Origin of the sequence: Psychroflexus sediminis (assembly GCF_900099815.1) — a bacterium.
GTDB classification, from domain to species: Bacteria; Bacteroidota; Bacteroidia; order Flavobacteriales; family Flavobacteriaceae; genus Psychroflexus; species Psychroflexus sediminis.
In genome coordinates this window covers 140,972-153,564 of the sequence record NZ_FNCW01000007.1, presented here as the reverse complement: position 1 = coordinate 153,564, position 12,593 = coordinate 140,972, and the positions used below count along the sequence as shown (strand labels likewise).

Here is a 12,593-nt window from a genome sequence, read left to right as displayed (position 1 = left end):
TCTGTGAATCGATTTAAAAAAATTTTAAGTTTAAAGGGGTTTCCTATAAAAAAAGCTCAAAAGGAATTTGAATCTATTCTGGAAATTTCTGATGCGGATTTTCCAAATTACGATGAAAAACGGCGAGAGCGTATTCTTGATTTTCATCTGAAGAGCAATTCAAACTATTCTAAATTTATTCAGCAGACGCATTATAATTCATGGGATGAAATTCCTGTGATGACTAAAGCGGATTTACAGAAACCACTTGGCGAACGCCTGAGTAAGGGCTTTAAGAAATCGAAAGTATTTGTAAATAAAACATCGGGGTCTAGTGGTCACCCTTTTATTTTTGCGAAAGACAAATATGCCCATGCACTTACATGGGCTCACATCATTTGGCTGTACCAACAACATGGAATCGATGTAAATTCTTCTTTCGAGGCCCGCTTTTACGGTATTCCTAAGGATGTTGTTGGCTATAAAAAGGAACGCCTCAAAGATCTTTTAGCCAATCGGCATCGATTTGATATTTTCGATTTATCTGAAAATAACCTGCATAAGTTTTTGAAGTTATTTCAAGAAAAACCTTTTGACTACATCAATGGTTACACCAGCTCTATCGTTCTTTTTGCTAAGTTTCTGAGAGAACAACAGACCGTTCTAAGCTCGGTTTGCCCAAGCTTAAAAGTTTGTATTACGACGAGTGAAATGCTTTTTGATGAGGACAGGAAGCTTCTTGAAAATCAGCTGGGCATTCCAGTGGTCAATGAATACGGCGCCAGTGAATTGGATGTGATTGCCTTTGAAAACCCGCGAGGGGAATGGCAGATCAATACTAAAACAATTTATGTTGAAATAGTTGATGCCGATGGTTATGCTTTGCCTTATGGCGAAGAAGGGGATGTTGTCATTACGTCATTGTACAATAAAGCCCACCCTTTTATTCGGTATCAAATAGGAGACCGGGGAGTAATCGATGAAAAATCGACCCCTAAAACTCAAATTTTAAAATCTTTAACGGGCAGAACCAACGAGTTTGTTATTCTGCCAAGCGGGAAAAAAGTTCCCGCCCTGAGTTTTTATTATGTGACCAAATCTGTAATCGAAGATTCTGGACAGGTAAAAGAAATTAAAATTGTACAGGAAGACTTAACTAAATTTGTAATTCAATATAAAGCTACTGGTGAACTGGAAGAATCACAAAAGCAAAAAATGACCAAGGCTATTGAAACTTATCTGGAAAAGGGCCTGACGATTGTTTTTGAAAGAAAAGATGAGCTGGAGCGCTCAGAAAGCGGAAAGCTGAAGCAGTTCACTTCCAGACTGGACAGCTGAAGCAAAGGCCTATAAACTTCCTTTGTTTAGTAGTATTAATTTCAGAATTAAAAATTTAAACCATAAAGTTTGCAACTTAATTACGGACAAGAAGAATTCATAATGCACCCAAGCGGATGTCTGTACTGGCCATCCCAAAATACAGTTTTGATCGCCGATGTCCATTTTGGAAAAGTTGACCATTTCAGAAAAAATGGGAGTGCTTTGCCAAGTCGAGTGGGTTTGGAAAATTTCAAAAAACTAAATCAGATCCTGGAAGAATTTCAACCTGAAGAGATCCTGTTTTTAGGAGACTTATTTCATTCGACCCAAAATAAAGACTGGGACAGGTTTACAGCCTGGGTAAATATGCAACGGCTTAGAATGACGCTTGTCATAGGGAACCACGATATTATTCCCTCCTATCATTTTGAAGATCTCGGCATAAAAGTAGTTCCAGAAATCACCCGCGGGGCTTTGTATTTGACGCATCACCCGGAGGAAAAAGGGGGATTCTATAATATCTGCGGACATTTGCATCCCGGGTTTAGATTGAGAGGAGAGGGCCGTCAACAATTGAAATTATCTTGTTTTTACAAGAAAGAACATCAGCTTATCTTACCGGCTTTTGGAGCATTCACCGGTCATTTTTTGATTGAGCCTGAAGAAGATGAAGATGTGTTTGTAGTGTCCGAAGATTTAGTGCTTTCCATCAGATAAACTCAAAGCTGGCCATCCCATTCTTTGTAAAATTGATCTAAGTAATTCAGCATAAATTCATGGCGTTGGGCAGCTATTTCTCTGGCTGTTTTTGTATTCATTTTATCCTTTAGTAACAAAAGCTTTTCATAAAAGTGATTGATGGTTGGTGACCTGGACTTCTTGTACTCCTCTTTGCTTTGGTTAGGATTGGCCGGGATTTCTGGATCGTATAGAGGATTGTTTTTAAAGCCTCCAAAATTGAATGTCCTCGCGATTCCTATAGCGCCTATGGCATCTAACCTGTCGGCATCCTGAACAATATCCAATTCGATAGAATGGAAATCCGAGAGATTATGACCGCCTTTGTAGGACACATTTTTGATGATGTTTACGACATGTTCTATAACTTCAGGGTCTACAGATTGAGTTCTTAAAAAACTTTTTGCTGTGCGGGGTCCAATGTCTTCATCGCCTTTATGAAATTTAGAATCGGCAATGTCATGCAGTAAGCTGGCTAATTCTACAACATAAGCATCAGCATTTTCTTTAGATAAAATGTGTTTGGCATTGTTATAAACTCTTAAAATATGAAACCAATCATGTCCGCCTTCGGCGTTTACAAGCGTTTCCTGAACAAACGATTTTGTATTTGAGATAATCTGGTCTTGCGTCATAAGCTTAGTCTAAATCAATTTTTTCAGTAATATTCTTTTCGATGAGCTGAATCAGGGCCGGAGTTTCAAAGTTTTTTACCTCTAGGGGCTGTAAGACCTCAAGCTTTAAAAAGGTGCCGAGGCCTAACGGGAACATCCCGTGACGCTGAAGTTTCCATGAGTTATTGATACAGACAGGAACGACCACAGCCTCCGGACAGGCTTCAAATAAAGTTTTAAGACCGTTGAATGCAAAGGGTTTAGGGACACCTGTTTTGCTTCGCGTTCCTTCAGGGAAAATGACGGCGGCTCTTTTGGTTTCACAAATGTAGTGTCCTAATTTTTTAATTTGGTCTAGGGCCTGTTCTGAATTTTTCCTGTCGATCAGCACAGAACCGCCGTGTCTTAAATTATAAGAAATACCGGGAATACCTTTAGCGAGTTCTTTTTTACTGATGAATTTGGGGTGAAGCTGTCTCATATGCCAGATGATTGGTGGAATATCGAACATGCTTTGGTGGTTGGAAACTATGATGTGTGGACGCTTTTTGTCAAATTCGAAATCATTTTTATACTGAAATCGAGTTCCGACCAGATTTAAGCAGCGCAGTAAGAAAAAATTGAAAATATCCACACTTTTTTTATGGGCCTGATAGCCGAAAAGGTTGAATGATAACCATTGTAAAGCATGAAAAATCAGAAGAGTTAACCCAAAGAAGAGATAAAAAATTACAGAAAGCGGAAATGAAATAATCTTATTCATGTGATGGATTTATCAAGTGTGAATTTATAAATCAAAATTACAACTTAGTGCTCATTTTTAAGCTCCAACTTAAATTTTCAGTAAAAAAAAGCCGCTTTTTGAATAAAAAGCGGCTTTTTTTATGTTTTTAATTGACTTAGCAATGCTCGTTATAAGCATCCATAAGATTATCTGCAATCATTTCTGCAGGTCTTCCTTCGATGTGATGTCTTTCTAACATGTGGACCAGTTCTCCATCTTTGAAAAGTGCCATAGACGGCGAACTTGGAGGAAATGGTACCATTCTGGCTCTTGCTTCGTCTGTAGCTTCTTTATCTACTCCTGCAAAAACAGTGACTAGATGATCTGGGGTTTTTGCGTTCTGGAGTGATTTTATAGCGCCTGGTCTTGCATTTGCTGCGGCACAGCCACATACAGAATTGACGACTACCAATGTGGTTCCTTCCTTAGACAAAGCAACATCTACATCAGCTTTGCTTCTTAACTCATCAAAACCTACAGCGGTCAATTCTTGCTGCATGGGTTTTACTAATTCTGGTGGATACATATATCTTGATTTTTATTTAAACTGAATTTAAATACAAATGTATAAAATTGTCTTTTATCTCCTTTGTTCTTAACACAATGATTTCAATTCTATTGACGATTGTTCAATATCCTTAAAAAAGCAGCAGATTTCTGAATTATAACACGTATGCTTTTATATTTGCAATCAAAATTATTTGATTTGAAATGGATTGGTGCCATACTTGGCTTTTTTTATATGCGTTTTGGTGGCGCTATTATAGGATTCTTAATCGGTTCTATTCTCGATAGGATTTTTAGAAGCTCTTCCTCGGGGACTGGCGGAGGTTTTGGAAAAATTTTCCAGGAACAAGGCGGGCAGGTTTCTCCCGGTGATTTCGAACTCAACCTTCTTTCTCTGTCATCCTTGGTTATAAAAGCCGATGGTAAAGTAACCCAGCAGGAGATGGATTTCGTTAGAATGTATTTTGTACAAGCTTATGGCAAGGAAAGAGCCAATGCTACTTTCAGAACATTTAATGAGGTCATCAAAAACAGAGAGATTTCTGCGGATAAAATCTGTAATTATTTAAGACCAAGAGTTAGGTATGAAGTCAGACTTCAAATTCTTCATTTTCTCTTTAATATTTCCAATGCAGATGGTCATGTTTCTGAGGCAGAACTCCAAGTTTTATTGAATATCTCTCAGAATCTTCAGATAGCAAATTCAGATTTTGAAAGCATTAAAGCGATGTTTTTTAAATCTGCAGATAATGCATATAAGATTTTGGAAATCGAGAAATCAGCAAGTGATTCTGAAGTTAAGAAAGCCTATAGAGCCATGGCTAAGAAATTTCATCCGGACAAACTTCAGCACATGGATGAGGTTTATCGAAAAGGAGCCCAGGAGAAATTCAATAAGGTTCAAGAGGCCTACGAACAAATTCAGAAGGAGAGAGGCCTGTAGTTAAAAGATTTGCTGTAGAATTTCAAGCGATTTCGGTTTTCTGAAACCCTGTAAATGCAATTCATAATACAACATCATAAAATCCAGAAAGTGTTTTCTTCGGTCTTGGTTGAGTTTGATTTGATTTACTTCCCTGTAATCGGAGTGCCTCATCAACTCCTTAAGCAAATCTGAGTTTGAATTATTGAATGAATAGGAGTTATATTCTTTGGGCTGAAAGACTCCGTTCACCATATCAAAATAAGGGAAGTCCATACTTTGGCTATCCGGATAAAACCCCAGAAAACGGGTGAGCTTTACGATAAAATGCAGGTGAAAGTTTTTGAAGGATTCAGCCTGATCCAGATACACAAAGCTTTCTTCCAGGAATCGAAATAAGGCCTCATTTCGCTCTTCTTCTTGAACACAGCTTTTTAAAACTTCGGCCAGAAACATGACTATAGTGGACTTATACACATTGGATTGTAAACTTTGGTAAGGATGAAAAACCTTGACTTCTTTGAGATACTGCAGGTTTTTATTGTCTCTATGAAAAGCTTCTATTTCCAGCAGTGAGACTTGCTGAAACATAGACATTCTCAATTTTCCTCGTTTAGATTTGCGAATACCCTTCAGCATATAGGATACCAGGCCTTTTTCCTGAGTAAAACATTTGGCGATGAGGTCTGCTTCTCCGTATTTAATAGTGGAAATAACAATGGCTTTTGTTTTGATCTGCATTAGCGTATAATCATGATTTTGCCTACTTTGTTTTCAATTTGGTCTTCGCCGGTTACAATAATCAAGTAAACCCCCGAGGCTACACGGTGTTTTCCAAAAGCCCTGGTATCCCATTGTAAAGTACCGCCATCTGCAAAATCTTCAAATACTAAATTTCCTGTAACATCTGTGATTTTCACATTGGCACCATCAGTGAGACCGTCTATGGTGACCAGCCCCTTATAGCTTGGTCTAACAGGATTAGGATAGGCTCTTAAATTTTCAAGAGATTCATTTCCAGCGGTGATTTTGCTGGAATAGGAGAGTAAACCACTAGTGGTCCCAAAAAACACTTCCCCTGAAATTTGATTTATGGCTACAGTTTTTACACTATTGGTAGGGAGTGGGGAGTTTTCTATATTGAAAATATTGAGTATTTCCCTTCCATTTGGAGACACTTGAAATACTCCGGAGTCTGCTGTAGCAATCCATTTATTATTGGCTCCATCGGTCGCTATATCTGTAATAAACTGTTCAAATAGGAGTTCCTGCGGCAAACCATCAACATCTTCAATGATGATAGGTGATACGTTTATTCTGGTAACATCATCAAAAATAGAATTTGGATTTGGCAACACTCTTAGGCCTGCTTGTGTTCCGATCCATAGCCTGGAGTTTTGATCTATTTCTAAAGCTGTAATGTTCGGATTAACATTGAACACATCTGGAAAGTCCACGCCCAGGACATTGCTTGTTATAAGACTTGATTGGTTGGTGGTTGTGTCGAAAACAACAATTCCATCTTTTAAAGTGGCAATAAAAAGAATGCCGCTTTGGGTAATAACCAGTTTGCCCGTATTGGTTTCAGTAGGAGTGAGAAATCCATCTTCAGCTTCAAATTTCTGTATGTTTCCATTAGGGGTGAGTCTTGTTACTGGCGTGGGAGCATTTGAATCTGTGAAATATAGATTGTTTTGATTGTCAAAAACGCTGGCTGCAATTCTGTTGTTGTCCGGAAATCCAGCTACACCTTCTAGATTGCTATTGGAGTTATCGTAAATTTGAACGAGTTGATTATCGAAAATTTCAAGGAGTCCATCAAAATAACTACTCACAAATACATGCTTAGGATCTTCAGGATCTATGGTCACCTGAGATAATTCTGCTGCATTTCCAAGATCCTCTACTTGAATATTGATCCAGCCATTGGGGGTGAGATGGCTTAAGCCTCTATAGTTAAGCGGATAAGGATTCAGGAACTGGCTATATTCTCCAAAGCTTATCCAGAGGTCTGTTGGCGTAGCATTCAGGCTAAAGATTCTGTTCAATAAAGGCCCTTCAGGACTTATTTCTGAATAGGTTTGATGGTCACTTGAATCAAAATTCAATAAACCTAAGCGAGTATGTCCCAAAAAATACTGCCCGTTGCCTGCTACAGAGGTGTTAATATTAAATTCAGCATCTTGAATTTGATTGATAAACGCTTTAAGATTCAAATCAGAATCATAGGCTAAGACACGATCTGCTGCAGTTATCATCAATTGCCCACCGCTTACATTGAAGCCTGTCACATCGGAGCCAATAGCATTGAAAACCAAAGGCGAGCCGTTTTCTAGCCTGTAAATGCTGTTGTTATTTCTTAAGCCAAATACTTGATTGGAAAAAGAAAGAACGCCTCTCCAATTTCCAGGGTATTCAGGCAGCCAATTCTGAGAATCAATAAGATTTGGATCATCGATATTTGCCGTTTTTATTCCTTCTATAGTCGTAGCAGCATATATTTTTCCCTCAGAAATAGTAATCTGATTGACTTGTATTTGTCCTCCATTTTTTCCGATAAAGAAAGATTCCTCAAATTCTAAGCTTTCTAAATTATATTCAGCAATACCAAAATCTGTAGCGATATATAGAATGCCCTCAAATTCAAAAAAATTATTGATTCGTTTATTCGCTGGAGAAATAGAAATTTTATCCCTTATATCAACAATTGTAAATATGTTTTGATTGTTATCCATCACAATCTGAAGGAGTCCATTTTCATAACCAATACAGGTAAGCCTGTAAGTTTCTGAGTGATATATTTTTGAAATTTGTTGACCGGATAATCCCTGAATTGAGGTCAGAGTTTCTAAGGTTTGGGAAGAAATATCATAAACAAAATAAACGTTTTCTGCCGCAGCATATATTTTGTTTTCGCTTTCGTCCAGATCCGTAATATTATAGTAAGAAAAGTAACTTTTCCATTGCCCAGAAAAGTCCTGAGCTAAAAGAACACAAGGAAAAAACAAAAGTAAAACCGAAAATGCTTTCATGTAAATCAACTATGTTCTTAAAACTAAAATTTTGCCGAATTTATTGTAAAAATAAATTTAAAACGCAAAAGCCAGTTGAAATTATATTCAACCGGCTTTTGACAATTTTTTTTGAGGATCACTTTTATATGGCGCCCTGCGCAATCATAGCATCTGCTACTTTAACAAAGCCTGCGATATTGGCCCCTTTCACATAATCTACGTAACCGTTTTCATCTCTTCCGTAAATGACGCAGGCTTCATGAATATCGTTCATAATCTGCTTTAATTTTTCATCAACTTCTGCAGCAGTCCAGTTGTATCTCATTGAGTTTTGAGACATTTCAAGTCCAGATGTCGCAACACCTCCAGCGTTGGATGCTTTTCCAGGAGAGAACAACACTTTGTTGTTATGAAAAACTTCAATAGCTTCCGGAGTACATGGCATATTTGCACCTTCACCTACCAAAATACACCCATTATCTACAAGAGCCTGGGCATCTTCTTTAAGCAGTTCATTTTGAGTGGCGCATGGCATAGCAATATCTCCTTTTTCATGCCATGGTGTTTTACCTTCTTCATACCTTGCACTAGGATAAGTATCAAGATATTCCTTAATCCTTCCGCGTTTCACATTTTTCAATTCCATGATAAAGTTGAGTTTCTCTCTATCAATTCCGTCTTTATCAAAAATGTAACCACTAGAATCAGACATGGTTAATATAATCGCACCAAGTTCGATTGCTTTTTCAGCTGCAAATTGAGCAACATTACCTGAACCAGAAATTAAAATAGTTTTACTTTTTAAGCTGTCTCCTTGAGTTTCAAGCATGCTTTTGGTAAAGTAAACATTGCCATAACCGGTAGCTTCTGGGCGAATAAGCGAACCGCCATAAGACTGTCCTTTTCCTGTCAAAATACCTGTAAATTCATTCTGAATACGCTTGTATTGTCCAAAGAGGTATCCGATCTCTCGTCCACCAACTCCGATATCGCCAGCGGGAACATCCTTGTCATTACCTATATGTCTGTACAATTCTGTCATAAAGCTTTGGCAAAAACGCATGACTTCATTATCAGATTTTCCTTTAGGGTCAAAATCCGAGCCTCCTTTACCTCCACCCAAAGGCAGTGTAGTCAGGCTATTTTTGAAAACTTGCTCAAAAGCTAAAAATTTTAAAATACTTAAATTTACAGAAGGATGGAATCTTAAGCCGCCTTTATAAGGGCCGATAGCTGAGTTCATTTGTACCCTGTACCCTCTATTGACTTGTATTTCGCCTTTGTCATCTACCCATGTTACCCTGAACATTACAACACGCTCCGGCTCTACCATACGCTCTAATAACTTGTGGTTTCTATACTTTGGGTTTTCTTCCATAAATGGAATGATAGCCTCAGCTACTTCATGTACTGCTTGTAAAAATTCTGGTTGGTTAGGATTTCTATCTGAAACTGAATCCAAAAATCCTTTTAGCTCTTTATTCATTTGGTTATTCTTATTTATTGGTTGTTTTTTTATTAGTATCACAAAGATATAATTTCGATTTTAGAGATAACTTAAAAATTGATTAATATTTAATTGAGTGTTAATCGATTACAAAACCGTATTTTTAAATTAAATGTCGATTTGTTTTTTTGTTTTTCTATATTTGTTTGTAATTAACTTCTTTTATGAAACTCAAGCTTTACCCTGTATTTGTTTTTTTGGTTTTTTCAACCATTGGTTACAATACAGAGGCTACTGCACAAATTTACCATGAAGTAAGTTTAATGGCCGGTCCTGTTTCGTTTCGAGGGGATTATGGCTTGAGAGGTGACAGTGAAACAATCGCTAACAATATAGGATTTGGCGTAGGAATTAACCACTTTTTGAATTTTGCCTACACAGATTTTATATCCTATTATCCAAGACAGCATTTCAAAGTGAGATCTAGTTTGATCTATCATTCTACCAGCTTAAATCATTATGGGTCATTAGCGGATAAGAACAATCAGGCTGGTTTGCAATTAAGGTCTATGTTTGGTGAAGCCAATGTTTTAGAAGTCGGTTCTGGTTTAGAATACTATTTGATGAGAATTCGTGACTACGAAAGAAATACTAATACATTTACTCCTTATGCTGGCTTAGGTTTGAATATTGTTTATTATTCTCCCGTAGCTGCAACCACCCTGGAAGATGGACTCGGTTTGCCTGACACCACATTCCCTACTTTTCTTGCCGATCCAGGCGAAGAACCCGCTTTTACCAATGAGTCTAATATTACCTTTTCTGCAAATTTTCAAGGCGGTGTAAAATATAAGGTCGGAAGAAGATCTGATATTTATGCTGAACTAAGATGGCATTATTATTTTTCAGATTATGTGGATGGCTTAAAGCCTATTGGCGATCAGAATATTTACGATGATTGGATGTTCTGGTTTACTTTTGGTTACGCCTATACCTTTGATTAAAAATAAAAATTACTTTTGGAAAAGAGCGTTTAAACATTTATCCTAAAGCTTGTTTTAAATCATTGATTAGATCTTCTTCGTCTTCAACGCCTACACTTAATCTTATCAACGAATCTACAATTCCTGTTTTCTCGCGTTCAGCTTTAGGAATACTCGCATGGGTCATACTCGCCGGATGTCCGGCTAAAGACTCGACCCCTCCAAGAGATTCTGCCAGCGTGAAAATTTTTAAATTTTCTATAAATTTGATAGCCTCTTCATAAGAATTCCCTTTGGTTGTAAAGGAAACCATACCTCCAAAATCTTTCATTTGCTTTCTGGCGATGTCATGGTTTGGGTGTTCTTTTAAACCTGGCCAGTATACGTTTTCAATTTTTGGATGCGTCTTTAAATACTCAGCAACAGCCTTTGCATTTTCCGAATGACGCTGCATTCTTAAATGCAGGGTCTTAATGCCTCTCAATACCAAAAAACAATCCATAGGTCCAGGAATTGCTCCACCAGCATTCTGGATAAAATATAACTGCTCAGCAAGTTTGTCATTATTTACGACTATAGATCCTAAAACTACGTCGCTGTGACCGCCAAGGTATTTGGTTGCGCTTTGCATCACCATATCGGCACCCAAATCTAAGGGTTTTTGAAGGTAAGCCGTTGCAAAGGTATTATCGACTGCAAGTAGAAGTTTATGCTCCTTGCTAATTTTAGCCACTGCTTCAATATCGATAATATTCAACATTGGATTGGTTGGCGTTTCAATCCAAATTAATTTCGTATTTGGATTGATGTAAGATTCAACAGTTTGAGGATTTTGCATTCCTATAAAGTGAAATTTAATCCCAAGATCTTTATAAATTCTATTGAATAATCTATAGGTGCCGCCATAGAGATCACTGGTCGAAATCACCTCATCTCCAGGCGTTAATGTTTTTAGTATGGCATCAATTGCTGCAACTCCAGAACCAAAAGCAAGTCCATGTTTTCCGTTTTCTATGGAGGCTAAGGATTTTTCTAAAGCAGATCGTGTAGGATTACCGCTTCTGGAATATTCAAAACCTTGGTGACTTCCGGGTGTATTTTGCCTGTAAGAAGTAGTTTGATAGATAGGAGCCATCACAGATCCGTAAGCAGGATCGATATTATGCTGACCTCCATGAATAGCTTTAGTGTTGAATTTCATATGCAAAGATTTAGATCTAAAGTACGATGTTGTTGCATCTCTTCCTCACTAGAATTTTTAGTTTATCCTATTCTTAACAAAATCAAATACGGAAGCTTTTAAAAAGCTTTATTTTTACATCAATTTTGATATGATTATTATGAGAGATAAATTCTATAAATATATAGAGCAACTTCAAGATCGCATTACTGAAAGACTTAAATCTTTAGACGGTACCGCTTCGTTTTCTCAGGATATCTGGGAAAGAAAAGAAGGAGGGGGAGGGAGAACCAGAGTTATAGAAAATGGCTCTGTGTTTGAAAAAGGAGGGGTTAATATTTCTGCAGTTTACGGTGATTTACCTGAGGCTATGCAGAATTATTTCAATGTGCAGGATTGTGATTTTTTTGCCTGCGGTATAAGCCTGGTACTTCATCCTAAAAATCCTATGGTGCCCACAGTGCACGCCAATTTCAGGTATTTTGAGATGTATAACAGGCAAGGAAAGGTCATAGACCAGTGGTTCGGGGGTGGACAAGACCTTACGCCGTATTATCTCTTTGAAGAAGATGTGAAGCATTTCCACGCTGTTTCTAAACAGGCCTGTGATCCTTTTGGAGAGAATCTATATGCTGATTACAAGGCTAATTGTGATAGATATTTCTGGAATTCACACAGAGAAGAAGCCAGAGGTGTAGGCGGATTGTTTTTTGATTACTTAAAACCTACCTCAATGCGGAGTTTAGATAAAATCTATGACTTTGTGACTCATGTTGGCGATAGTTTTCTGGAGGCCTATGTTCCTATTGTTGAAAGGCGAAAAGATATCGAGTATTCGAAAAAGCAAAGAAACTGGCAAGAGATCAGGCGCGGTCGCTATGTTGAATTCAACCTCGTTCACGATAAAGGCACTTTATTTGGGTTAAAAACCAATGGCAGAATTGAAAGTATACTCATGAGCCTTCCACCTCATGTTCAGTGGCAATATAACTACCATCCCGAGCCAGATTCTGAAGAAGAAAAGTTGGTACAGGTTTTAGGGGAGCCTAAAGAATGGGCATAAAAAAAGGCTGTTTCTAAAACAGCCTTTTTTCATTGATTTAAA

General features: G+C 37.7%; 12 protein-coding genes. 5 read left to right on the top strand and 7 right to left on the bottom strand.

From position 1 onward, the window contains the following. The first annotated feature begins 3 nt into the window (after positions 1-3). Complete coding sequence (locus BLP81_RS08665) at positions 4-1,317, top strand: phenylacetate--CoA ligase family protein (RefSeq protein ID WP_093368058.1); 1,314 nt, start codon at positions 4-6, stop codon at positions 1,315-1,317. A 69-nt stretch (positions 1,318-1,386) separates the two neighbouring features. Beyond that, the gene (gene pdeM, locus BLP81_RS08660; RefSeq protein WP_093368057.1) at positions 1,387-2,016 is read left to right on the top strand and encodes a ligase-associated DNA damage response endonuclease PdeM; all 630 of its coding nucleotides are present in this window, start codon (positions 1,387-1,389) and stop codon (positions 2,014-2,016) included. Between the two features lie 2 nt (positions 2,017-2,018). Here pdeM and BLP81_RS08655 read toward each other — a convergent pair whose 3' ends face one another. The 3 genes from BLP81_RS08655 to BLP81_RS08645 all read right to left on the bottom strand — a co-directional run bounded on the left by BLP81_RS08655 (position 2,019) and on the right by BLP81_RS08645 (position 3,961). Beyond that, positions 2,019-2,672 carry an HD domain-containing protein gene (locus tag BLP81_RS08655; RefSeq protein WP_093368056.1) on the bottom strand — a complete coding sequence of 218 codons (654 nt, stop codon included), beginning with the start codon at positions 2,670-2,672 and terminating at the stop codon, positions 2,019-2,021. Between the two features lie 4 nt (positions 2,673-2,676). Continuing rightward, entirely contained in the window at positions 2,677-3,414 is a 738-nt protein-coding gene (locus BLP81_RS08650; protein ID WP_093368055.1) for a lysophospholipid acyltransferase family protein, read from the bottom strand. Positions 3,415-3,550: 136 nt separating this feature from the next. After that, positions 3,551-3,961, bottom strand: coding sequence for a BrxA/BrxB family bacilliredoxin (locus BLP81_RS08645; protein ID WP_093368054.1), 411 nt, complete (start codon positions 3,959-3,961; stop codon positions 3,551-3,553). Between the two features lie 147 nt (positions 3,962-4,108). On the opposite strand from BLP81_RS08645, the gene BLP81_RS08640 reads away from it, so the two are divergent. Continuing rightward, entirely contained in the window at positions 4,109-4,885 is a 777-nt protein-coding gene (locus BLP81_RS08640) for a TerB family tellurite resistance protein (protein WP_093368053.1), read from the top strand. Here BLP81_RS08640 and recO read toward each other — a convergent pair whose 3' ends face one another. From recO to gdhA, 3 genes are all read right to left on the bottom strand, one after another. Then, on the bottom strand, positions 4,886-5,605 hold the full coding sequence (gene recO / locus BLP81_RS08635; protein ID WP_093368052.1) for a DNA repair protein RecO: 720 nt from the start codon (positions 5,603-5,605) through the stop codon (positions 4,886-4,888). It abuts the gene before it with no gap. Beyond that, positions 5,605-7,896 carry a type IX secretion system anionic LPS delivery protein PorZ gene (gene porZ, locus BLP81_RS08630; RefSeq protein ID WP_093368051.1) on the bottom strand — a complete coding sequence of 764 codons (2,292 nt, stop codon included), beginning with the start codon at positions 7,894-7,896 and terminating at the stop codon, positions 5,605-5,607. The genes recO and porZ overlap by 1 nt, the downstream gene beginning before the upstream one ends. A gap of 124 nt (positions 7,897-8,020) precedes the next feature. Further along, the gene (gene gdhA / locus BLP81_RS08625) at positions 8,021-9,364 is read right to left on the bottom strand and encodes an NADP-specific glutamate dehydrogenase (RefSeq protein ID WP_093368081.1); all 1,344 of its coding nucleotides are present in this window, start codon (positions 9,362-9,364) and stop codon (positions 8,021-8,023) included. A 185-nt stretch (positions 9,365-9,549) separates the two neighbouring features. Here gdhA and BLP81_RS08620 point away from each other — a divergent pair, with 185 nt between their 5' ends. Next, a complete protein-coding gene (locus tag BLP81_RS08620) occupies positions 9,550-10,329 on the top strand; it encodes a THC0290_0291 family protein (RefSeq protein WP_093368050.1) in 780 nt (259 codons plus the stop codon). Positions 10,330-10,366: 37 nt separating this feature from the next. Here BLP81_RS08620 and BLP81_RS08615 read toward each other — a convergent pair whose 3' ends face one another. After that, positions 10,367-11,509: a cystathionine gamma-synthase gene (locus BLP81_RS08615; RefSeq protein WP_093368049.1), complete on the bottom strand. Its 1,143-nt coding sequence runs from the start codon at positions 11,507-11,509 to the stop codon at positions 10,367-10,369. Positions 11,510-11,648: 139 nt separating this feature from the next. Here BLP81_RS08615 and hemF point away from each other — a divergent pair, with 139 nt between their 5' ends. Then, positions 11,649-12,551 carry an oxygen-dependent coproporphyrinogen oxidase gene (gene hemF / locus BLP81_RS08610; protein ID WP_093368048.1) on the top strand — a complete coding sequence of 301 codons (903 nt, stop codon included), beginning with the start codon at positions 11,649-11,651 and terminating at the stop codon, positions 12,549-12,551. Positions 12,552-12,593 lie beyond the last annotated feature (42 nt).

Coding starts and splice junctions, on each gene's coding strand:
- BLP81_RS08650 (WP_093368055.1), bottom strand. CDS start 3,414: ATGAATAAGATTATTTCATTTCCGCTTTCTGTAATTTTTTATCTCTTC.
- recO (WP_093368052.1), bottom strand. CDS start 5,605: ATGCAGATCAAAACAAAAGCCATTGTTATTTCCACTATTAAATACGGA.
- BLP81_RS08645 (WP_093368054.1), bottom strand. CDS start 3,961: ATGTATCCACCAGAATTAGTAAAACCCATGCAGCAAGAATTGACCGCT.
- gdhA (WP_093368081.1), bottom strand. CDS start 9,364: ATGAATAAAGAGCTAAAAGGATTTTTGGATTCAGTTTCAGATAGAAAT.
- BLP81_RS08655 (WP_093368056.1), bottom strand. CDS start 2,672: ATGACGCAAGACCAGATTATCTCAAATACAAAATCGTTTGTTCAGGAA.
- porZ (WP_093368051.1), bottom strand. CDS start 7,896: ATGAAAGCATTTTCGGTTTTACTTTTGTTTTTTCCTTGTGTTCTTTTA.
- BLP81_RS08615 (WP_093368049.1), bottom strand. CDS start 11,509: ATGAAATTCAACACTAAAGCTATTCATGGAGGTCAGCATAATATCGAT.
- hemF (WP_093368048.1), top strand. CDS start 11,649: ATGAGAGATAAATTCTATAAATATATAGAGCAACTTCAAGATCGCATT.
- BLP81_RS08640 (WP_093368053.1), top strand. CDS start 4,109: ATGCTTTTATATTTGCAATCAAAATTATTTGATTTGAAATGGATTGGT.
- BLP81_RS08620 (WP_093368050.1), top strand. CDS start 9,550: ATGAAACTCAAGCTTTACCCTGTATTTGTTTTTTTGGTTTTTTCAACC.